Raw genomic sequence first — 20,871 nt, forward strand, 5'->3', positions numbered from 1 at the left:
CCCCGTCACAGACGCAGTAACTTTCCCCGTCACAGACGCAGTAACCTTTCGCGTCACAGACGCAGTGCGCCCGCTACCGCCGCCAGAACCGCCAACGCCAGAAGGATTCCCGACGCCAGCTTGTTGACCTTGAACATCGAGTAAGCGCCGCCGACGGCAATTCCCGCACCGATGAACAGCAGATAGGTGAAGAGGACGCTCACAGTGTGCCCTTCGTCGACGGCACGCCGCTCACGCGCGGATCCGGCTCGACAGCTTCACGCAAAGCACGCGCAACGGCCTTGTACTCGGCCTCGGTGATGTGGTGCTGATCGCGGCCGTACAAGACCCGAACGTGCAGTGCGATACGTGCATTCAATGCGATCGACTCGAACACGTGGCGGTTGATCACCGCGTGATACGGAACGCCCGGGTACCCGCCGATGACGGAATGCACCATGTAGTCGGGCTCACCGGTGTGCACGCAGTACGGGCGACCGGAGACGTCGACCGACGCGTGCGCCAGCGTTTCGTCCATCGGTATGAAAGCGTCGCCGAAACGGCGGATGCCCTTCTTGTCGCCGAGTGCCTGGCCGAGTGCCTGGCCGAAAACGATCGCGGTGTCCTCGACGGTGTGGTGAGCGTCGATCTCGACGTCACCCTTCGCCTTGACATCGAGATCGAAGCTGGCATGGGTACCCAAGGCGTTGAGCATGTGGTCGAAGAACGGAACGCCGGTGGAGACGTCGACGATGCCGGTCCCGTCCAGATTCAGTTCGACGACGATGCTTGATTCCCGAGTTGTTCGTTCGATCCGCGCGATGCGATCGCTCATGCCGTCTCTCCTGAATTCGTGTCGACCAGCTGGGTGCCTGCGATTTCGTCACTGGCCTTGATGAACGCGTCGTTCTCGGCTTCGAGTCCCACTGTGGCCCGCAGGTATCCGGGGATGCCGATGTCGCGGATGAGAACCCCGCGGTCGAGGTATTCCTTCCACGCCTGTGCACTGTCGGCGAACTGACCGAACAAGATGAAGTTCGCGTCACTGGGAATCACTCGGAAACCGGTGTCCGCCAGCGCCTTCGACACCCGATCACGCTCGGCGGACAAGGCGTGAACGCTGCCGAGAGTCTCGTCGGCATGGCGCAGTGCGGCACGTGCCGCCGCCTGCGTCACCACCGACAGGTGATAGGGCAAGCGCACCAACAACAGTGCGTCGATGAACGCGGGGGCAGCGGCGAGGTAGCCGAGTCGGCCACCGGCAAACGCGAACGCCTTGCTCATGGTGCGGGTGACAACCAGCTTGGCCGGGAACTCGTCGATCAGCGTCATCGCGCTGGGGGCAGCGGAGAACTCCGCGTACGCCTCGTCGACGATAACGATGCCCGGCGCCACGTCGAGAATGCGTCGCAGTTCCGCAATACCGACGCTGTGTCCGGTCGGGTTGTTGGGACTGGTCACGAACACGACGTCCGGTCGACGCTCCTCGATCACTGTGACGGCAGCATCCACGTCGAGTGCGAAATCGTCCCGACGGAAGACCTCGACCCACTCGGTATCGGTACCGTCGGCGATGATCGGGTGCATCGAGTACGAGGGCACAAAACCCATCGCGCTGCGCCCCGGACCTGCGAACGCCTGCAACAACTGCTGCAGAATTTCGTTCGATCCGTTTGCCGCCCAGAGATTGTCGACGGTGACCGGCACCCCGGTCTGCTTCGACAGGTACGCAGCCAGATCCGTCCGCAACGCCACAGCGTCACGGTCGGGATAGCGGTGCAGTTCCTTCGCGGCGTCGCGCACGGATTCGGCGACATCGTCGATGAGCGCCTGCGTCGGCGGATGCGGGTTCTCGTTCGTGTTGAGCTGAACCGGAACCGTCAACTGCGGTGCGCCGTACGCCGACTTTCCACGCAGGTTCTTGCGAATCGGAAGGGCGTCGACCGAAATCGATCCTCCGGGAACACTGCTCATCGCAGCGCTACTCATCGCAAGGCCTCGAATCGCAGACGCACAGCCTCGCCGTGAGCGGGCAGGTCCTCCGCATTGGCGAGCGTGATGACGTGTCCGGCAACGTCTTTCAGAGCCGACTCGGAGTAGTCGATCACGTGGATCCCACGCAGGAAGGTCTGCACGCTCAGACCGGAGGAGTGACGTGCACACCCGGCCGTCGGCAGAACATGGTTGGAGCCGGCGCAGTAGTCGCCGAGGCTGACCGGCGCCCATGGGCCGACGAACACGGCACCAGCGCTGGTGACCTGAGCTGCGACACCGGTTGCGTCCTCGGTCTGAATCTCGAGGTGCTCGGCTGCATAAGCGTTGACGACGCGCAGACCAGCGGAAACATCGGAGACCAGCACGGTGCCCGACTGGCTGCCGGTCAGCGCCGTGGTGACGCGCTCGCGGTGCTTGGTGATCTCGAGCTGCGCGGCCAGAGCCGCATCGACGGCGTCGGCCAATTCGACGCTGGTCGTGACGAGGACGCTGGCGGCCATCACGTCGTGCTCGGCCTGACTGATGAGGTCGGCGGCAACGTGAACCGGGTCAGCGGTGTGGTCGGCGAGGATCGCGATCTCGGTGGGACCGGCCTCCGCATCGATGCCAACCAGTCCGCGGCACAGACGCTTGGCCGCAGTGACGTAGATGTTGCCGGGGCCGGTGATGAGGTCGACCGGTACAAGTTCGGTTCCGTCGGTGTCGGTTCCGCCGTACGTCAGCAAGGCAACGCCCTGTCCGCCGCCGACGGCCCACACCTCGTCGACACCGAGCATGGCTGCGGCGGCAAGGATCGTGGGGTGCGGCAATCCGCCGAACTCGGCTTGCGGAGGCGAGGCGACTACGAGCGATCCGACGCCGGCCGTCTGAGCCGGCACGACGTTCATGACAACACTCGACGGGTACACGGCGTTGCCACCGGGGACGTACAGCCCGACGCGCTCGACGGGAACCCAACGCTCGGTGACCGTGCCACCCGGGACCACCTCGGTGACGGTGTCCTTGCGACGCTGATCTGCGTGCACCTTGCGGGTGCGCTCGATCGCAACCTCGAGGGCTTCCTTGACGGCCGGGTCGAGTTCACGAAGTGCGCGCTCGAGCTCTGCCGCTGGAACCCGGACCGAGGACGGACGAACGCCGTCGAACTTCTCGCCGAACTCGAGCGCGGCTTCGGCCCCACGATCACGAACGGCTTCGACCATCGGGCGAACCTGATGCAGCACCGCGTCCACATCCACTCCACCTCGGGGAAGCGCGGCGCGAAGTTCGGCCGTGGATGGGGTACGACCACGCAGGTCGGTGCGGGCAAGCATGAGAGTTCCTCTCGTACGCAAACGGGGTGCCTGTGCAAGCGGCTGCAAACCGGTCCGGCATTTCGGGCCCGATCAATGGGTCCGAAACACAGAACTGACGTCAATTATCCAGGATAGGCGCACCCCATTTTTCACCGGTCCACCTGCGACGCTCACTGCAGGTCCGGCGCTCGCCGCCGGGCAAGTTCGATCAGCTCGTCCCTTCGGTCGGTCGCCACCGAGATTTCGCGGCCGTCGTGGAGACGAAAGCGGACCCCGTCGCCGGGTGAGGCGAGAATTACCCGCATACCTGGGCCGGTCATCCGATAGCCGATTCCGGAGCCCATCCCGATATGGACCGGAGTTGCCGACACAACCTCGTCCCACCGAAAAACCTGACGCAATCCCGGAGACAGTGCGATTGTCACTCGTTCGGCGTCTGTGGTGATGATCACGCACACCTTCCACATGTACGCGGCCAACCCGAAGGAAAGGATCGCGGACAACACGGCGCCGACGTAGCCCGCCGGGTCGCGTTCCACGATCGCCGCGAACCCACAGACAATCACCATGACAATTCCGAGGACGACGCACAATGCAGCCGTCGATCGCCGCAGTAGTGGGCTCAGCGGAATGGACTCGTGAACCTCGTGCACCGCACCCCCGCCTCGATCGCCGACAACCCCCGCGCAGTGGAACGGCACCGGGAACACGACCATCCCATTACTCGCGCTTTTATAACAAACACGTCACGCACAGCTAGGGTCCAAAGTCGTGACAGACAGTGACGTGGCCACGACCGCACCTCCGGCATTGCCGACCCCTCAGCGATCCAGCGGACCGAACCGAGCACGGATCGTTGCGATTGTCGCATCGATCCTCGGCATCATTTTGTGCGGATCAGTGCCGTTCCTGCCGATCGAGCAGGACACCGCCACCGTCAACTGGCCGCAGGCCGGATCGACGACAAGCGTCGAAGCACCATTGGTCTCGTACACGCCGCTTCGTATGGAGGCATCCATTCCGTGCGCGTCGATCAACGAGTTGACCGCCGGCGGCGGAACACTCGTCTCGACTGCTCCCCCCGGTGCCGCAGACGCCCGGCGATACGGATTCGTCGCGACGGTCTCCCCCGAGTCCGCCGACGCCCCCGCTCGGGTCGAGGCGGTCCTGCGCGATCAAGTGTTGCTCTCGGCACCCGTCGCTGATCTGCAGACTGGCTGCGCGCTCACGCTCGTCGCCGAGCCGACTCGAACCACCTTCAGCGCCACCGGTTCCGAACCGCGCGTCATCGAGGGCGACAGCCGGCCACAGGTGGTCGGTGTCTTCAGCGACCTCGATTCGGTGGCAGCCGGTTTGAACGTCTCGATCGAGGCGGACTCTCGCTTCACGTCGAGCCCGTCGGTGATCAAGACCCTCGCCATGATTCTCGGGGCACTCACGGCGGTCGTGTCCCTCTTCGCGCTGCACCGCCTCGACAACCGCGACGGCCGGGGAACACGCAAATTTCTGCCCGCTCGATGGTGGAAGTTCACCGTCCTCGACGGTGTCGTCGTCGGAACTCTGGTGCTGTGGCACTTCATCGGCGCTACCACCACCGATGACGGCTACCAGTTCACGATGGCCAGGGCCTCGGAGCAATCGGGCTACATGTCCAACTACTTCCGGTGGTTCGCGGTTCCCGAAACCCCGTTCGGAACGCCGTACTACAACATCCTCGGACTCCTGGCACACGTCAGCACCGCAAGCCCGTGGGTCCGCCTGCCTGCTCTGTTGGCGGGCATCATCACCTGGCTCGTCATCAGCCGAGAGGTTGCGCCTCGGCTGGGCGCCGCTATTCGCGGAAATCGACTCGCCCTCTGGACCGGCGCGCTCGTCTTCCTCGCATTCTGGCTTCCGTTCAACAACGGACTGCGCCCCGAACCGATCGTTGCTCTCGGTGTCCTGCTGACGTGGTGCTCGATCGAACGCGCGGTCGCGACGAGACGACTTCTACCGGTCGCAATCGCGATATTGATCGCCGGATTCACCTTGACTGCCGGCCCTTCCGGACTCATCTGCTTCGCCGCTCTCATCGCCGGAATACGCCCGATCATGCGCATCATCATCGAACGTGCCCGCACCACCGGTTACGTCGCGGCTGTCGGGCCACTGCTGGCTGCCGGACTGTCGATCCTCATCCCCGCGTTCGGTGATCAGAGTCTGGCCGCCGTCATCGAGATGCAGCGTGTCCACTCGATCTCACCGAATCAACCCTGGTTCGACGAGTATCTCCGCTATCAGTACCTCTTCAACATCTCCGTCGACGGTTCCCTGACCCGCAGGTTCGGTGTGTTCGTCATGGTTCTGTGCCTTGGCGTCTGCACCGCGATGATGCTGCGCAAGGGGGGCCGGATCCCCGGTTTGGCCGCCGGTCCGTCACGCCGCGTCGTGGGGCTGACGATCGGCGCGCTGCCACTGCTGATGTTCTCGCCGACCAAGTGGACGCACCACTTCGGGATCTTTGCCGGGCTCACTGCAGTTCTGGCGATGATGACGGCCGTCGCCGTGGGAACGAAACTCCTGCGCTCGCCGCGCAATCGGGCCCTCTTCGCGGCAGCCGTCCTGTTCCTCCTGGCGGTCGCATTCACCGGCAGCAACAGCTATTACTACGTGTCCAGCTACAGCGTTCCGTGGTGGGACAAGCCGGTGTCGATCAGCGGACTCGGCGCGAGCACCGTCCTCCTCGGGCTGACCGTGCTGATGCTCGGCGTCGCTGCGTGGTACTTCTTCCGTGAGCCGTACACCGCCGGAAAGGAACTGTCCGCGAGGCACGCTCGACTGCTTGCCATCTCGCCGCTGACCATCGCCGCGGGCGCGATGGTCCTCTTCGAGGTGCTGTCCATGGCCAAGGGCGCGATCACCCAGTACCCGGCATATTCGGTGGGCCGCGCGAACGTCGACGCCGTTCTCGGCCAACATTGCGGACTCGCCAACGACGTCCTGATCGAGACCGATCCGAACGCGTCGATGCTGACCCCTCTCTCCGGCAACGTGGCCACAGCTCTCTCCGCCGGTGGGGCGACGGGATTCGATCCCAATGGCGTGGCCTCCGACCTTCGAGCCGACAAGGAGGCCACCGCCACCGGTGGCGCGAACACCGTCGACACCGCGGAGGACACCGCCGGCAACTCGGCCGGAACCGGCGGTGGCGCCGGACAGACCGGCGTCAACGGCAGTTCGGTCGCGTTGCCGTTCGGCCTCGACCCGGCGACGACACCCGTCATGGGTAGCTACGGTCAGCCCTCCCCGGGCACTCTGACCAGTGACTGGTACCAACTCCCCGACGTGGGTGAGAACGCCACACGCGGAGACATCATCTCGATTGCCACGGCGGGTCGTGTTCGATCCGTCGACAAGGACGGGATCGTCACCTACGGCCAGAACGTCGAGGTCGAGTACGGCACAGCGCGCGGGGTCGACGATGCCGAAACAGACGCTGTGGAAACACTCGGAAAGATCGCACCCCTCGACATCGGGCCGGCACCGTCATGGCGGAACCTGAGAGTGCCGCTGGACCAGATTCCCGTCGAAGCCAACAGCATTCGACTTGTGGTCAGCGACTACGACAGCAAGGCCGACCAATGGGTGGCCGTTACGCCGCCACGGGTTCCGAAGACCCAGAAGCTCAACGACGTCGTCGGTTCGCAGGCGCCCGTCATGCTGGATTGGGCTGTCGGACTGGCATTCCCGTGCCAACGCCCCTTCGACCATCGGGTCGGAATTGCCGAGGTCCCCGAGTACCGGATCCTTCCCGACCATTCCGGCGCACTCGTGACCAGCGCATGGCAGGACCACTACGGCGGCGGACCGTTGGGGTGGATCGACCTGCTTCTGAGCGCTCAGACCATTCCGTCGTATCTCGACAACGACTGGGCTCGCGACTGGGGGTCGATCGAGAAGTACACACCGATCGATCCGAGTGCCGTGCCTGCCCAGGTCGACGAAGCGACCGTTCAGCGCTCCGGGACGTGGAACCCCGGATCGATGACCATGGTTTTCTGAGCGGCAGGGTGACTGAGTGACGCGGTCCAGTGGCAGGCGGATCGGACGAATCGCCTGCGACTGGACACTTGTATGACTTAGTCTCCCAGGCATGGGAGCCCTGTCACGGTCTATTGCGCCTGCGCTGATGGCACTGACGTGTCTGTTCGGGGCGCTGGCCCTTCCCGCTCGCGCCTCGGCGGAGGCACCGGATGACTTCCTGTGGGGTGTTGCCACCTCCGGATTCCAATCGGAAGGTTCGTCACCGGACAGCAACTGGTCTCGATACTCCGATTCCGGACGAACACACGACAAGATCGGTGACTCGGTCGACTTTCGCCATCGCTACGCCGAGGACATCGACCGGGCGGCCGATCTGGGATCGAAGGTTTTCCGATTCGGCGTCGAGTGGGCGCGAGTTCAGCCCGCCGCCGGGAGCTGGAACGAGACCGAATTCGCGTACTACGACGACGTGGTGGCTCACATCCGCGCGCGGGGCATGACTCCGATGATCACGCTCGACCACTGGGTGTATCCGGGATGGGTTGTCGATCAAGGCGGCTGGACAAATCCGAAGACGGAAGCCGATTGGCTGGTCAACGCAGAGAAGGTAGTCGAGCGGTACTCCGGAATCGGGGCGCTGTGGATCACGATCAACGAGCCGACTGTGTACGTTCAGCGTGAATTGACCTACGGCGGAATCGCACTCACCCAGGCACCGTCGATGTTCGACTCATTGGTCCGAGTCCACCGGGCGATCTACGACCGCATCCATGTTCTCGATCCCGGTGCTCGCGCGAGCAGTAATTTCTCCTTCATTCCCGGCGTGTCCGAGGCGATCGATTCGGTATTCACGGATCGGGTGCGCGACAAGCTCGACTTTCTCGGGATCGACTACTACTACGGTGTGGCCCTGAACAATCCGACTGCCGCGTACGCCGCACTCGACGAGTTCTACAACGTCACGCCACAACCCGAAGGCCTGTACGACGCATTGATGCGGTACTCCGGCAAGTATCCAGAACTCCCCCTCTACATCGTCGAGAACGGCATGCCCACTGACAACGGAGCGCCGCGCGCCGACGGATACACACGCTCGAATCACCTACGCGATCACATCTATTGGATGGAACGCGCCCGAGAAGACGGTGCCGACGTGATCGGATACAACTACTGGTCGATTACCGACAACTACGAATGGGGTTCTTACCGACCTCGATTCGGGCTCTACACGGTCGATGTTCTCGGCGATCCCACTGCGGCCCGAATCCCGACCGACGGCGTCGACACCTACCGCCGGATCATTCACGACAACGGCGTCGGCGCCGACTACGTGCCCGTCATGGCCCCGGCTTTCTGCTCGCTCGTCGATCCTCCCCGCAGCTGTACGGCTACTCGATGAGGGCCGTTTTCCGAATTTCCTGCCCTCTCCGTCGTTAGGATGCCTCATGCGAACACTGCGAAATATCGCCGGAACTGCCGCTGCCACCGCTGCCCTGATCCTGCTCGCCGGAGGCGCTGCGACAGCAGCCCCCAACCCGGCCGATTCACCCCGCGAGGCGCAGGCACGTGCCTACATCGACGCCCTGGTCTCCCATGACGTCTCCGATGTCCACTTCGCCCCGGATGCGACGCGCGTCGAAGCCGGAATCAAGACCGGCTTCTCGGGACCACAGATGTCCGCAGACCTCGAAAACGGCATCCAATACCGCGTCATCCAGGGTGTCCGCGACCTCGAGATGTCGGAAGCCGGGGACATCGTCTCGACCACCTACCTGCTGGACGCGGGAATCGGTGGCACGCGCCTGATGACCGTCGAGATTCGTGAAACCTTCGAAGTCCGTGACGGTCTCATCCACGACGTCGTCGCCGACATCATTCCGGTGTCTGTGTCGTGACGCGCGCCCGATAGCTACTGGGCGGTGCACCCGAGACTCGGGTGCACATCGCGGTGAAGGCGGCCGGCGTCGAGTATCCAAGTTCAGACGCAACGGCTGTCACACTGGCACCGGCAGAGAGTTTCGGAAGCGCATGAAGAATGCAGGCGCGCTGCATCCACGACGACGCGCTGATCCCCGTTTCCGAGATCAGCAAGCGGTGCAGTGTTCGTTCACTGATATGGAGTTGCTCGGCCCACCGCGTGGGTGAGTCGTGGATCGACGGACCTGTGAGATACCTCGTGCACAACGCCCGCAATCCCGGGTGCCGCGGCAGCGGGAGTTCCACAGGCAGGGGCGCAAGATCACGAAGTTCGTGCAGGATCAGCTGAAATACCGCGGCGCCGCGCCCGTGGGCGGGGAAGTCGTCCTCCGCGTTCAACTCGACGTCCATGTCGACTGCAGCGACCAGCAGCTCACGCAGAAGTGACGACACCGCGACGACTCGACACCTGACCGGGAACCACGGCGCCGCGGACGGTTCGATGTAGAGGCTTCGCGTGCTGACGCCGTCCATCGTCACCGCATGAGCGACACCGGCGGGAATCATGACCGCATTGGACGGCAGAACCGTCCACTCACCGTCTTCGGTTTCGACGTTCATCGCACCGTTCACAGCGAAGAGAAACTGGGCTCGTCGATGTTCGTGGGCGGCCAGCACGTGACCGGGCGGGTAGTCGGTTCCGATTGCGAGAACGCTGCGAGGTGAGTGATCGACGTCGTTGATCGAGATGTTGCGCACCGGAGGAACCTACCGAGTCCGTGTCTGATTCACAATGGAACGTGGCGAACCTTCGAATGTGCGCCAGCGGCGAAATCGCTACCGTTCATCAAGTGCTTCACTACGCCCTCATCCTGCTCACTTTCGGCGCCTTGACCGGAGTCACCACCGTTCTCTTCGGGTTCGGTGGCGGATTTGTCACCGTCCCAGTCGTTTACGCTGCATCCACGCTTCGGCCGGACGTCGTCGATCCGATGCATGTTGCCGTCGCATCCTCGGCGGCCGTGATGGTGGTCAATTCACTCAGTGCCACAGTCGCATTCAGGAACTCAGGACGGCTTCGGACGGAGTACATCCGGCCTCTGATCGGCCCCGTCGCAGTCGGAGCAGGCCTGGGAGCGGTCGCGGCGGGCCACGTCGACGACGCCGTCGTCCGGATTCTGTTCGTGCTCTACCTCGTCGTGACGATCCTGGACAGTCTTCTGCGACAAGGATTTCTGACACCTCACGTACCTCGGGACCATCTTGGCCCGCACGGTCTCCGCACAGCCGGAATCGGAATCGGCGCTGTCGCAAGTTTCCTCGGCGTAGGCGGCAGCGTCATGACGGTTCCGATGATGCGACGCGGCGGAGTTCCGATGGCCGACGCCGCCGCTAGCGCAAACCCGTTGAGCCTGCCTGTCGCTGTCGTCGCGACTGCGGTGTACGCGGCCGCATCAGGGGGCATCACGGCCTCGGATCTGTCGGCGGGCAGAGTCGGCGCCGTCGACCTTCTGGCGGTCTGTGCGTTGCTCGCCGGCTCTCTACCGGCGATTGCGCTGAGCCGACGATTTGTCGGCGTCATCCCGGACCGCGTTCATGCCTGCGCCTATATCGCTCTACTCTGTGTCGTCACGACGGTGATGGTGATTGCTTAGCGCACGGCGTACCGCAGATAGATCACGCCGCCGTCGAATGTCTGCTCCTCGAGCAACTGCAGGTCGAGCCTTCCTTCAGGGAGAGCGCGCAGTCCGCCCCCGACGCTCACCGGGCAGAGGAAGAGCCTGCATTCGTCGACCAGTCCCGCCGCGAAAGCACATGCTGCAACGGTCGGACCGCCGATCGAGATATCTTGTACCGCTTCACTCTGGAGCGCACGAACGGCGTCGGCGTCGAAGTCTCGGACAATTGTTGTGCGCGCCGTCGACACCTCGGTCAGCGTCGTGGAGTACACGACTTTGTCGATACCTCCCCAGATTTCGGCGAACTCGACAGTCGCCGCCTCGATTCCGGCAAACTCTTCGGGAACCGAAGAACCTCCCGACACCGAAGAGCCGTGAAGGCCCCCGCGTGCCATTGCTTCCCAGGGAATCATGGTCTCGTACATCTTGCGCCCGAGTAGGTACGTGCCGACTCCCCGCTCGAGCTCGTTGACGAACGAATGGACCTGCGCGTCGGGAACCGCCCAGTCGAAGTTCCCCTGCTCATCAGCCACATACCCGTCGATCGAGCAGATCGCCGAGTAGATCAGGCTCACCATCGGTCCACGTGCAGCACATTGTCGACCGGTTCGCGGGCGGCTGGTTTGAACGTCTCTCCGGTGAAGTACGCCGTGGGAATCAATGCCGCTTGATGGAATCCGGCCGGAATGCCCAGCAGCTCGGCAACTTCCGCTTCACGCTGCAGGTGCAATGTCGTCCACGCCGTACCGAGTCCACGTGCCCGCGCGGCCAGGGCGTAACTCCACGCGGCGGGAAGGAGCGACCCCCACAACCCTGCCTGATTGCCCTCCGGCAGTGTCTTTCCTGCCTTGATACATGGAATGAGAAGAACGGGTACCTCGCCCATGTGCTCACCGAGCCACGCGACGCTGGTGCCTACGCGCTGTTGGATCGGCGCACGATCGGGATCGTCGGCGAAGAGTTTTGCCGCCGAACCGTGAGAAGCGAGGTACTCGTCGGTGACTTCCTTGTAGATCTGCCCGACAGCCGCTCGCAGTGCCGGATCGGTCACCACCATCCATTGCCACCCCTGACGATTCGAACCGGAGGGTGCTTGCAAGGCGATCTGGAGGCACTCCTTCACCAGATCCAACGGCACGGGACGGGTCAGATCCAGACGCTTTCGAACCGTGCGCGTCGTGGTCAGTAATTCGTCGGGTGTCAGGTCGAGTACGGGGTACGGCGTCATCTCCCGATCATTGCACTGCAGCGAGCAGTGAGCAGGACAGTCCGTCTACACTTTTCTGATCCCGTGCGTGCTGGTTGTCGGGAGTATTCCCCGATCAAAGGACATTCGACATGAGTTGGCACGTCTGGTTGGCCTTCTTCGGAGCAAGTTGGGTGATCAGCCTGTCACCGGGGGCCGGCGCCATTGCGTCGATGTCGTCGGGGCTTGCCTACGGCCTGCGGCGAGGTTACTGGAACATCTTCGGGTTGCAATTGGGATTGTTGCTGCAGATCGGAATTGTCGCGGCCGGGGTCGGTGCAATTCTCGCCAGTTCGACCGTGGCCTTTTCCCTGATCAAGTGGTTCGGTGTCGCATACCTCGTCTATCTGGGAGTCAGGCAGTGGCGGTCAGCGCCCACCGAAGTGGAGACCGACGAAGCAACCGCGAGCAGTTCCGGCCCGATGATGATGCTTCGCGCATTTCTCGTGAACGCGAGCAACCCGAAGGCCGTCGTTTTCATGCTCGCAGTGCTCCCACAGTTCCTGGACCCTGCGGCACCGCTGCTGCCGCAGTATCTGATCATCGCCGCCACGATGTGCGCAGTCGACGTGATCGTGATGACCGGATACACCGGGCTGGCCGCACGGGTACTTACCTTGATGCGCTCCCCCAAACAACAACGAACCACCAATCGAGTGTTCGCCGGCCTGTTCTTCGGAGCCGCCGGCTTCCTCTCGAGCATCGGACGCGCAGCGGCTTGATCGCTCACACGGCTTGATCGCTCACAGGCCTGCAATCAAGTTGACGACGGACGCCACGATCACCGAACCGAAGAGGTACGACAGCAGTGCGTGGCCGAGCGCCATCGCGCGCATGTCCGACGACTTCAAGTTGGTGTCGGAAATCGCGAAGCTCATCCCGACCGTGTACGCCACGTAGGCGAAATCGCTGTATCTCGGCGGTTCTTCCTGATTGAAGTCGATTCCGCCGTCAGGGCCGGAGTAGTACAGCCGCGCGTATCCGAGGGCGAAGAGCGTGTGGACCGCCAGCCACGAGATCACGACACTGCCGACAGCAACCGATGCCGCCACGACTTGGTAGTGATGTCCGTCGGGTGCCGCCAAGAGCAGGAACGCGATACCGACCAGGCTCGCGACGGCAGCACCGAGAATCAGCAGGTGTGCGACGTTGCGCGCCGGTTCTTCCCGCGTTGCGTGGCTCGCGGTGAGCGTCGCATCGAAGGGCCAGACCAGAATCCACGTCCACACCGTGAACACCGTCGCCGCGACATCCCAGCCGATCAGGAACGCGAACCGCGGGTAGCCGACCCATGCCATCACGACACCTGCCGCGACACCGAGCAGCAGTCCCGTCGACACTCTCAGTGCGGGGCCAGCACCTAGCGCGCTGCGAGGAACGGGTTTGATCGGAAGGTCGTGCGATCGATCGTTCACGGGGTCAGTCAACCACCGTTCGCAGTGAGACGGTGGTTACGCCGCAGGGTAATCGAGAAGCAGGTGTCTCAGGCGTTGCACGTGTCGACCAAGGGCTTACCGTTGAATCTGTCCAGCACGTACTGCAATCCGACACCGAAATCCGCTACCGCCGGCGCGAGGTGGTTGTTACCGCTCCCCGGATTCACTGCAGGCAGGGTGTCGGTGAACAACGTCGCCTCGGCTCCGCGCGCGCACCAGTCCTGAACCAGGCGCCGGGTTTGCTCGTACGGGATGAAGTCGTCGTTGAGCGCTCCGTTGACCAGGATCGGCGACGCCGGGGTTCGCCGCCCGATGCGTTGTTCCTCGATCACCTGCTGGATGTCCGGTACCGATTCCACAACATCGGCAAGGGGTCGACCGTCTGTGGTCCACGACGCCGTCGACTGCTTCCCGTACTTGGTTCGGGAATCGATGAGGCATTGCCCGGTGACGTCGGCGAGCACGGACCGGCCGTAGTCGTTGAGTCGAGACTCGATTGGCTCTCGTGCGGCGGGATATCGGTCGAGGACGCCGTTGATCGTGTAGCCGATCGCAGCCATCAGACCGGTACCGTCGATATGACGCAGAACGCTTGCCAGGTCCGCCGGGGGCGCGCTCGCGTAACTCCCGACCAGATTCAACTCAGGCGCGTATTCGGGTGCGAGTTCGGTTGCAGCGGCAGTGGCACCGCCGCCCTGCGAATGGCCCCACAGCGCTATCGGATCGTCCACTCCTGCCTTCGCCAGGGCTCGGGCGGCGCGTGCACCGTCCAACATCGCATGCGCTTCCTCGGCGCGATTGACGTAGGTATGGACGCCGGGCGTTCCGAGTCCGATGTAGTCGGTGACGAACACGCGAACGCCCTGAGCAAGAAATGCAAATGCAAATGCGGACTCGTAGTTGACACCGACACTGTCGACACCGGCACCGTAGTTCGACGGATTCCCGGGTTCCGCCAGGCGGAGTTGACCGGCGGTGGGAAACATCCTCGACGGCGCGCACTGATCACCTTGGCCCTGCGTGCCCGGACCGACCACGATCGTCGGGCGCGGGCCCGCTCCTGACCACGGGGCAGCCGGCTCCAGGTACGAGCCCGACACAGCAACCGTGGAACCGTGGGTATCGGTACTCGAATAAAGAATCCGAGTCCCCACACCAGGCACTCCGCCGACTGCACCGGCAAGCGGAAGCGGTTCCGTCCGAATCACCGAACCCGGATCACCGACCTCACCCGGACTCGCGTCGTAGAAATCGTTCGCAGGTTCGGCGTTCGACATCGGTGTGAACAGCAGCGACGTCGGCAGAAGCGCCGATACCACAACGGCAGAAATCTTCACTGCCGCGAGGACAACCTTCCGGGTGCTCATGGACATCCAACGTATAGGCCTCAGTCGATACGCGGACCGGTTTCGATCTGCGGGACTTCAATCGGTCGGTACCAACTCTCACGTGAGCGGGCCATGCCGCTGGCCCCCCGATCCCCTGTTTTGACGGCCAGAACCTGATGAATCGTAAGCCGGTGCGGCTCCTCGAAACCCAGCGCACTGGCCGCGAGGTACAGCAACCAGGTTCGGACCCGGGGAGCACCGACTTGAAGAACTGCCGCGTCCCAGTTCTCGCGCAGGTTCTCGACCCATGCGCGCAGCGTCAAGGCGTAATGCTCGCGCAATGCTTCGCTGTCACGCGTCTCGAACCCTGAAAGTTCCAGCGCATCAATGGTTTTACTCAGCGGAAGTATCTCGCCGTCCGGGAAGATGTACCGGTCGATGAAACTGGGTCCGTCATCGACCTTGTCCGACAACGACTTCACCGCCGCGATGGCGTGATTGAGAAGACGCCCCTCGGGCACGAGCAGCTCGTGGAGTTTTGCCGTGTACACCGGCAAATTGGCAAGGCCCACATGCTCGGACATGCCGATGCTCGAAATCGCGTCGTACGGTCCGTCGTCGACGTCGCGGTAGTCCTGCACTCGAATCTCGATACGATCGGTCAGACCCGCGTCGGCAACCCGCCCCTTGGCGTACTCGACCTGCTCGTTACTCAGTGACACCCCGACAACGTCGACGCCGTAGTTCTGGGCAGCATGCAATGCCATCGATCCCCAACCGCAGCCGACGTCGAGCAGTCGCATTCCCGGCTTCAGATCGAGCTTGCGGCAAATCAGGTCCAGCTTCGCGAACTGAGCGGCTTCGAGGGATTCGACCCCCTCCGGCCAGTACCCGCACGAATAGACCATGCTCGGCCCGAGAAACAGTTCGTAGAAGCGATTCCCGACGTCATAGTGATGGGAGACGGTAGCAGAATCCCGTGCCTTGCTGTGCCGCGTGCCGCGCTTACGACGCATCTCGATCGACGGAGGTGATGGCGGTAGACCCAGTGCCCCCAAGCCGGCGAACGTACCGGCGGCGCGCACGATCGAGCGCAGCGGCAAGCCCGACAATCGATTCTCACCGAGCCGCGTGACCAGATCCGGGACATCGAGGAGCGCAAAGATATCGCCGTCTACGTCCAGATCACCGGACACGTACGCCCTCGCCAGCCCCAATTCGTTGGGAGAGTACAGGACTCGGCGTAGGGCACGCCGATTCCGGAAATGTACCTGCGCAGCGGCGTCAGGCGGACCTGCTTCCGAACCGTCCCAACACCGCACCCGAATCGGAAGCGGAACCCCGATCACGTCCTCGAAAACCGTCAGAATCTTGGTCGCGGCGCCAGTCACAAATCAACCCTCCGACAAAAGATGGTTAGCCGATGACAGAAAACTTACGCCCGATTCGCAAATCTTTCGCGCCATTTGTCCGAGTTTCGGGCAGTGTTCACCGAGGTTTCCCGTTCCTCACGGCTCCACCAGTCCGGCCAGGAATTCCACCAGCAGGCGCTTCGTGACCTCGCGGGGCAGCGATTCCACCGCCGCGAGGACTGCCGCCATGTCCAGCGGAGAATCAGAAGAACCCCGAGGATCCAGCCCCGCCGACGTCAACGCCGCCGCGACGGCGTCACTGGGCAACGCGAGAACATCGGCCACGGTGACATCGCCACGTTCGAATGCTCCGGCCAACTCTGCCAGGGCCGGCGGCGCCTCGGCTGCCGCCGAGCCGCGAACGTCGTCGGCACCGAGGACGAGCGCGCTGGTCAACTCGCCGAGCACGGACTCCGTCACCGGGGTGACGGTCAGGTGGGTGGTTCGAGGCAACGTCGTCCCGTCGGATTGCGTAGACGCCGGCTGCCCCTGAAGGACGAAACCGCGGGCACCGACGGCACTCACCCAGCGATGCGGATCGACTCGACGTTCGAGCGGCACGGAATCGTCGGTGGCGACCGCGAACAGTGGCCCCACCGGCGTGCCCACGACGCGAAGCCCGTCGATGCTCTGGACCGTGTCGATCAGCGCGCGCGTCGCCCGCTGAGCTCGGGACACCAATTCGGCGTATCCCGATTGACCGAGAACTTGCGAGATCGCCCACGCTCCGGCCAGCGCAGCAACGGATTTGGAACCGAGAAGAGTGGGATTGACCACCGGATACCCCGGCCAGTCCGTGAGTCCGAAATACTGCTTGCGATGCAGGTCGCGCCCTCGGTGCAGCAAGACCGAGACGCCTTTGGGTGAGTATCCGTACTTGTGGAAGTCGACCGACATACTGGTGACACCAGGCACCCGGAAATCCCAGGGCGGCAGATCACCCCACCACGGCAACGCAAGGCCACCGATGCAGGCGTCGACATGCAGTGGAATCGACTGTGCACGGGCAACTTTCGCAACCTCGGCGATCGGGTCGAGCGCCGCGAACGGGTAATTGGGCGCAGAGACGACGATCAGAACCGTGTCCTTCCGAACTGCCGTCGCAATATCGTGTGCGCCCACGCGCCCCGACGTGGGATCTACAGGTACCAGGATGAGTTCCAGTCCGAGTAGGTGCGCTGCCTTGTGGAAAGCGGCATGCGCGGTGGTCGGAAGAACCAGCGAACCCTCACCCGGCGGGAGCCCACGAAAGTCGCGAGCTGCCTTGACGGCCAACACACAACTCTCCGTTCCGCCGCTGGTGACATTGCCGACAACCACCTCACCGCCATCTGTGTCTGTATCCGCGGATCTATCTGCGGCTGTGCCTGGAGCTCCATGGAGGAACTCGCGAGCGAACGCAACCAACTCACGCTCCATCACCGCGGTGGACGGGAACACGGTCGGGTCGAGACCGTTGACCGGCTGAACCAGTCGAGCTGCGTCCGCTGCCAACTCGTCGAGCGCTGCGAGGCCGCTGTCGTACACGTACGACAGAACCCGGCCGCCGTGCGTCGGAGCGTCCTGCTCACGAAGCGAACGCAAACGAGTCAAGATGTCGGCCGCCCTCTTCTCGAGGTTTGCGCTCTTGCCCTGAAGTTCCTCGGCCTGAGTGGAACTCATCGTTCACCTACGTTCTCGTGAGTGGATTCTTGTTCGGTGCGGTAATTCCGCAATACGAGCAGGCTGATCGCAACCAGGATCGCCGGCACGACCGAGAAGCCGAGAGCTATTCCGGTCAGCGCTGATTGCGGTTGCACGACAGTCTCGCCCGCAGTTTTCGAGACGAAGCCGGTGACCGCGAGTACACCCAAGAACACCGCGGGCCCCAGGGCAAGGCCCGCGGTTTCCGAGGCGGTCCAGATACCGCTGAGCGAACCACCACGCTGGCGTCCACCGATTCGCGCGTCGTCCTCGATGACGTCCGGAAGCATCGCCAGCGGAAACACCTGCATCCCTGCGTAGGCAACGCCGGCAAGAGCGACGGCACCGTAGATCCACGACCCGGCGTCGACAGCCGCCAGCGTCAACAACGCAGTCGCGACGACAAACAGGATGGAAGACACGACGTAACCGCGAAGCTTTCCGTACCGATGCGAGAACCGGTACCACAGAGGCATGACGACGAGAGCTGGTCCGACGAGTGCAACGAACAGACCGGTGAGCGCGCCTTCGTTGCCCATCACGTAGGTCGCCAGATATTGCGCACCCGCCAACATCACAGCGGTGGCAAGAGCCTGAAGCACGAAGACGATGACCAGCAATCGGAACGCGCGGGTACGTCGTATCGCGTCGAACCCGTCCCGGTATTGCGCGAGCAACGAACCGACCGGCGCGTCCGCGTGAGTCACCGTGTGGCGCGCCGCTCCGCGAACTGCCCAGATCATTGCCCCACACATGAGCGCCGACACCCCGATCGCCATGACCAGATAACCGCGTGCTCCGCCCCCGGCAGCATCGCGAAGTTCCGGTCCACCAGCGCCGATGACCAGAATTGTCAGGGCCAGCACCGCAATTCGAACCGATACCAAACGAGTGCGCTCGTGGTAATCGCCGGTCAGCTCGGTCGGCAACGCGATGTACGGAACCTGAAAGAGGCTGTAGGCACTGGCCGCGAGCAGGAAGAAGACGAGCACCCACAACGCACCGACTCCGGGGCCGGCAGACACGGGGGCTGAGAACGTGAGGATGAAGAGCAACGGCAGCCCCAGAGCGCCTGCGAGCATGAGTGGCACTCGCGTACCAGTTCGATGGGAGCTTCGATCGCTGATCGACCCGATCAGCGGATCGATCAGCACGTCGGCGATTTTCGGGACGATGACCACGAGCGAGGCGAGCGCCGCGGCTACCCCGAGCGTGTCGGTCAGGTAGTACGCCAGTACCAGACCTGGAAGCACGCCGAAGCCGCCCGTACCGACACTTCCCGCTGCATATCCGGCTACCACGCCGCGCGAAAGCCTGTCAGGCGATCTATCTTCACGAAGACGTACCGGTTTGTCTGTAGTCACCGTCCACACACTAATGTCACGACTCGGCACCGCGAGGGCAAAAGAATCTCGATGACCAGAAGTCCCTCACTCGGACGGGCCCGGCATGCCAGACTGTGACCCGATTCGCACACGAACGAAAGCCTGCAGACGATGGTTGATCCACTGACAGAGATCTGGCCTCCGTACGGAGTCACGATCACGTGTGGGCCCGTCAGCTTGGTCCCCGTGCGCGACGACCATTTCCCCGAACTCGCTGCGCTGGTGCGGGCCGGCATTCACCCTGCCGAACAGATGCCGTTTCTCGTCCCCTGGACGGTGGGCACTCCCGACGAAGTGTCGCGAAGATTCATCCAATACCACTGGTCGGTCCGCGGAGCGATGACCATGGCCGACTGGAAATTCGAGACAGCCATTGTCGTCGACGGAGAAATCGTCGGCTGCCAGGCGTTCGCCGCGACGGACTTCCCTGAAAGTCGTACCGGAGAAACCGGCTCGTGGATCGGGCGAGGCTTCCAAGGCCGGGGTATCGGCACTCTTGCCCGACAGGCAATCTGCGCATTCGCATTCGACTCTTTGGGCGCACGAAGCGTCGTGTCGTCGGCGTTCACGGACAACCCTGCCTCGATCACTGTGTCGGCCAAAGTCGGGTACCGCGCGGACGGCACGGTCGAGGAGTTGTCCGCCGACGGTCGTATGACCGTACGTCGACTTTTCACCCTCAGCCGCGAAGATTTTGTCGCACCGCCGTATCCCGTCGAAGTGACCGGCGCAGACGCGCTCAAGGCGATGCTGGGCATCGATTGAGCGAGCTACCCGTGCACAGCGACAACCGGTAGAACGGACGCATGGAACCCTCCGACATGATGGCCGCAGTCACCTCGTCCATGCGCGACCGTACCGGGCGCACTCTCGAAGAATGGGTCGAGGCTGTACGGACGTCCGGGGTCGACCCGCTCGATCAGAACAAAGTCCGCAAGTGGCTGAAAGCAGAGCACGGTGTACCGCAGAATACGCAGTGGGCAATCGCGTTCGAGGCCGCCAAACAGGCTGGATGGGTGGAGCCGACCGTCGAGCAGTACATCGACCAGCAGTACAGCGGCCCGAAGGCGGCGCTGCGACCCATCTTCGATGCAGCCCGACGTCTGATCGAAGAACTCGGAACCGATGTTCGAGTCGAAGGCCGCGGAACCTACACGCCCTTTGTTCGCGCTCGCCAATTCGCTGCCATCGCAGCGGCCACCAAAGCCCGAGTCGACCTCGGACTACGTTTCGTCGAGGCCCCCGGTTCCGAACTTCTGGTGCCGGCCAAAGCACCCGGGCAGTCGAGTCACAAGATCGGGCTCACCAGCACCGAGGACGTGAACGACGAAGTCGGATCGCTGATAGCGATCGCGTATCAGCAGAACGGTCGGTAGGACACTCACTCACCGCCACGCAGCCGCTGACCGGCAGGTTGCACGAAAGTCCCTGTTCTCCTTGTCGGAGAACAGGGACTTTCTTCACCGCGGGGGAAGGTCGCTGCGACGTGTCAG

20 protein-coding genes are annotated in these 20,871 nt (G+C 63.3%); 7 read left to right on the top strand and 13 right to left on the bottom strand.

From position 1 onward, the window contains the following. Positions 1 to 53: 53 nt before the first annotated feature. The 5 genes from G8767_RS13540 to G8767_RS13560 form a co-directional block, all read right to left on the bottom strand. A complete protein-coding gene (locus tag G8767_RS13540; protein ID WP_007732248.1) occupies positions 54 to 203 on the bottom strand; it encodes a hypothetical protein in 150 nt (49 codons plus the stop codon). After that, positions 200 to 814, bottom strand: a complete 615-nt coding sequence (hisB, locus tag G8767_RS13545; protein WP_003942383.1) for an imidazoleglycerol-phosphate dehydratase HisB — start codon at positions 812 to 814, stop codon at positions 200 to 202. Before hisB ends, G8767_RS13540 begins: the two co-directional genes overlap by 4 nt. Beyond that, on the bottom strand, positions 811 to 1,953 hold the full coding sequence (locus G8767_RS13550) for a histidinol-phosphate transaminase (RefSeq protein ID WP_166810453.1): 1,143 nt from the start codon (positions 1,951 to 1,953) through the stop codon (positions 811 to 813). Before G8767_RS13550 ends, hisB begins: the two co-directional genes overlap by 4 nt. Before the next feature lie 11 nt (positions 1,954 to 1,964). Further along, the gene (gene hisD / locus G8767_RS13555) at positions 1,965 to 3,287 is read right to left on the bottom strand and encodes a histidinol dehydrogenase (protein ID WP_095969958.1); all 1,323 of its coding nucleotides are present in this window, start codon (positions 3,285 to 3,287) and stop codon (positions 1,965 to 1,967) included. A gap of 152 nt (positions 3,288 to 3,439) precedes the next feature. Continuing rightward, on the bottom strand, positions 3,440 to 3,985 hold the full coding sequence (locus G8767_RS13560) for a hypothetical protein (protein ID WP_166810454.1): 546 nt from the start codon (positions 3,983 to 3,985) through the stop codon (positions 3,440 to 3,442). Between the two features lie 70 nt (positions 3,986 to 4,055). On the opposite strand from G8767_RS13560, the gene G8767_RS13565 reads away from it, so the two are divergent. The 3 genes from G8767_RS13565 (at position 4,056) to G8767_RS13575 (ending at position 9,187) form a co-directional block, all read left to right on the top strand. Continuing rightward, positions 4,056 to 7,310 carry an arabinosyltransferase domain-containing protein gene (locus G8767_RS13565; RefSeq protein ID WP_166810558.1) on the top strand — a complete coding sequence of 1,085 codons (3,255 nt, stop codon included), beginning with the start codon at positions 4,056 to 4,058 and terminating at the stop codon, positions 7,308 to 7,310. A gap of 127 nt (positions 7,311 to 7,437) precedes the next feature. Beyond that, entirely contained in the window at positions 7,438 to 8,691 is a 1,254-nt protein-coding gene (locus G8767_RS13570; protein ID WP_095969955.1) for a family 1 glycosylhydrolase, read from the top strand. Positions 8,692 to 8,737: 46 nt separating this feature from the next. Continuing rightward, entirely contained in the window at positions 8,738 to 9,187 is a 450-nt protein-coding gene (locus G8767_RS13575) for a hypothetical protein (protein ID WP_124569413.1), read from the top strand. Here G8767_RS13575 and G8767_RS36540 read toward each other — a convergent pair. Next, positions 9,165 to 9,968, bottom strand: coding sequence for a helix-turn-helix transcriptional regulator (locus G8767_RS36540; RefSeq protein ID WP_166810455.1), 804 nt, complete (start codon positions 9,966 to 9,968; stop codon positions 9,165 to 9,167). The genes G8767_RS13575 and G8767_RS36540 overlap by 23 nt on opposite strands. 56 nt (positions 9,969 to 10,024) lie before the next feature. Between G8767_RS36540 and G8767_RS13585 the strand changes: the two genes are divergently transcribed. Beyond that, the gene (locus G8767_RS13585; protein ID WP_166810559.1) at positions 10,025 to 10,864 is read left to right on the top strand and encodes a sulfite exporter TauE/SafE family protein; all 840 of its coding nucleotides are present in this window, start codon (positions 10,025 to 10,027) and stop codon (positions 10,862 to 10,864) included. Here the strand turns inward: G8767_RS13585 and G8767_RS13590 are convergent. After that, complete coding sequence (locus G8767_RS13590) at positions 10,861 to 11,466, bottom strand: dihydrofolate reductase family protein (protein ID WP_166810456.1); 606 nt, start codon at positions 11,464 to 11,466, stop codon at positions 10,861 to 10,863. The genes G8767_RS13585 and G8767_RS13590 overlap by 4 nt on opposite strands. Beyond that, complete coding sequence (locus G8767_RS13595; RefSeq protein ID WP_124569410.1) at positions 11,460 to 12,116, bottom strand: nitroreductase family protein; 657 nt, start codon at positions 12,114 to 12,116, stop codon at positions 11,460 to 11,462. Before G8767_RS13595 ends, G8767_RS13590 begins: the two co-directional genes overlap by 7 nt. 110 nt (positions 12,117 to 12,226) lie before the next feature. Here G8767_RS13595 and G8767_RS13600 point away from each other — a divergent pair, with 110 nt between their 5' ends. Next, the gene (locus tag G8767_RS13600; RefSeq protein WP_095969950.1) at positions 12,227 to 12,856 is read left to right on the top strand and encodes a LysE family transporter; all 630 of its coding nucleotides are present in this window, start codon (positions 12,227 to 12,229) and stop codon (positions 12,854 to 12,856) included. A 21-nt stretch (positions 12,857 to 12,877) separates the two neighbouring features. Here G8767_RS13600 and G8767_RS13605 read toward each other — a convergent pair whose 3' ends face one another. The 5 genes from G8767_RS13605 to G8767_RS13625 form a co-directional block, all read right to left on the bottom strand. Further along, entirely contained in the window at positions 12,878 to 13,549 is a 672-nt protein-coding gene (locus tag G8767_RS13605; RefSeq protein ID WP_095969949.1) for a DUF1345 domain-containing protein, read from the bottom strand. A 68-nt stretch (positions 13,550 to 13,617) separates the two neighbouring features. Then, positions 13,618 to 14,937 (bottom strand): lipase family protein, encoded by a 1,320-nt coding sequence (locus tag G8767_RS13610; RefSeq protein ID WP_166810457.1) that lies wholly within the window; start codon positions 14,935 to 14,937, stop codon positions 13,618 to 13,620. A gap of 20 nt (positions 14,938 to 14,957) precedes the next feature. Continuing rightward, complete coding sequence (locus G8767_RS13615; RefSeq protein WP_166810458.1) at positions 14,958 to 16,289, bottom strand: cyclopropane-fatty-acyl-phospholipid synthase family protein; 1,332 nt, start codon at positions 16,287 to 16,289, stop codon at positions 14,958 to 14,960. A gap of 117 nt (positions 16,290 to 16,406) precedes the next feature. Continuing rightward, positions 16,407 to 17,972, bottom strand: coding sequence for an aminotransferase class V-fold PLP-dependent enzyme (locus G8767_RS13620; protein WP_166810459.1), 1,566 nt, complete (start codon positions 17,970 to 17,972; stop codon positions 16,407 to 16,409). Beyond that, positions 17,969 to 19,366: an MFS transporter gene (locus G8767_RS13625; protein ID WP_346842988.1), complete on the bottom strand. Its 1,398-nt coding sequence runs from the start codon at positions 19,364 to 19,366 to the stop codon at positions 17,969 to 17,971. Before G8767_RS13625 ends, G8767_RS13620 begins: the two co-directional genes overlap by 4 nt. Positions 19,367 to 19,489: 123 nt before the next feature. On the opposite strand from G8767_RS13625, the gene G8767_RS13630 reads away from it, so the two are divergent. Both G8767_RS13630 and G8767_RS13635 read left to right on the top strand, forming a co-directional pair. Continuing rightward, the gene (locus tag G8767_RS13630) at positions 19,490 to 20,143 is read left to right on the top strand and encodes a GNAT family protein (protein WP_095969946.1); all 654 of its coding nucleotides are present in this window, start codon (positions 19,490 to 19,492) and stop codon (positions 20,141 to 20,143) included. Positions 20,144 to 20,184: 41 nt separating this feature from the next. Further along, positions 20,185 to 20,754, top strand: coding sequence for a DUF5655 domain-containing protein (locus tag G8767_RS13635; protein ID WP_124569406.1), 570 nt, complete (start codon positions 20,185 to 20,187; stop codon positions 20,752 to 20,754). The last annotated feature ends 117 nt before the right edge of the window (positions 20,755 to 20,871 follow it).

Source organism: Rhodococcus sp. IC4_135 (assembly GCF_011602025.1).
GTDB classification, from domain to species: domain Bacteria; phylum Actinomycetota; class Actinomycetes; order Mycobacteriales; family Mycobacteriaceae; genus Rhodococcus_F; species Rhodococcus_F baikonurensis.

What these genes read in the sequence shown, in the direction of transcription:
- hisB (WP_003942383.1), bottom strand. Translation starts at nt 814, where the DNA reads ATGAGCGATCGCATCGCGCGGATCGAACGAACAACTCGGGAATCAAGC.
- G8767_RS13550 (WP_166810453.1), bottom strand. Translation starts at nt 1,953, where the DNA reads ATGAGCAGTGTTCCCGGAGGATCGATTTCGGTCGACGCCCTTCCGATT.
- hisD (WP_095969958.1), bottom strand. Translation starts at nt 3,287, where the DNA reads ATGCTTGCCCGCACCGACCTGCGTGGTCGTACCCCATCCACGGCCGAA.
- G8767_RS13560 (WP_166810454.1), bottom strand. Translation starts at nt 3,985, where the DNA reads ATGGTCGTGTTCCCGGTGCCGTTCCACTGCGCGGGGGTTGTCGGCGAT.
- G8767_RS13570 (WP_095969955.1), top strand. Translation starts at nt 7,438, where the DNA reads ATGGCACTGACGTGTCTGTTCGGGGCGCTGGCCCTTCCCGCTCGCGCC.
- G8767_RS13575 (WP_124569413.1), top strand. Translation starts at nt 8,738, where the DNA reads ATGCGAACACTGCGAAATATCGCCGGAACTGCCGCTGCCACCGCTGCC.
- G8767_RS13585 (WP_166810559.1), top strand. Translation starts at nt 10,025, where the DNA reads ATGTGCGCCAGCGGCGAAATCGCTACCGTTCATCAAGTGCTTCACTAC.
- G8767_RS13590 (WP_166810456.1), bottom strand. Translation starts at nt 11,466, where the DNA reads ATGGTGAGCCTGATCTACTCGGCGATCTGCTCGATCGACGGGTATGTG.
- G8767_RS13595 (WP_124569410.1), bottom strand. Translation starts at nt 12,116, where the DNA reads ATGACGCCGTACCCCGTACTCGACCTGACACCCGACGAATTACTGACC.
- G8767_RS13600 (WP_095969950.1), top strand. Translation starts at nt 12,227, where the DNA reads ATGAGTTGGCACGTCTGGTTGGCCTTCTTCGGAGCAAGTTGGGTGATC.
- G8767_RS13610 (WP_166810457.1), bottom strand. Translation starts at nt 14,937, where the DNA reads ATGAGCACCCGGAAGGTTGTCCTCGCGGCAGTGAAGATTTCTGCCGTT.
- G8767_RS13620 (WP_166810459.1), bottom strand. Translation starts at nt 17,972, where the DNA reads ATGAGTTCCACTCAGGCCGAGGAACTTCAGGGCAAGAGCGCAAACCTC.
- G8767_RS13630 (WP_095969946.1), top strand. Translation starts at nt 19,490, where the DNA reads ATGGTTGATCCACTGACAGAGATCTGGCCTCCGTACGGAGTCACGATC.
- G8767_RS13635 (WP_124569406.1), top strand. Translation starts at nt 20,185, where the DNA reads ATGGAACCCTCCGACATGATGGCCGCAGTCACCTCGTCCATGCGCGAC.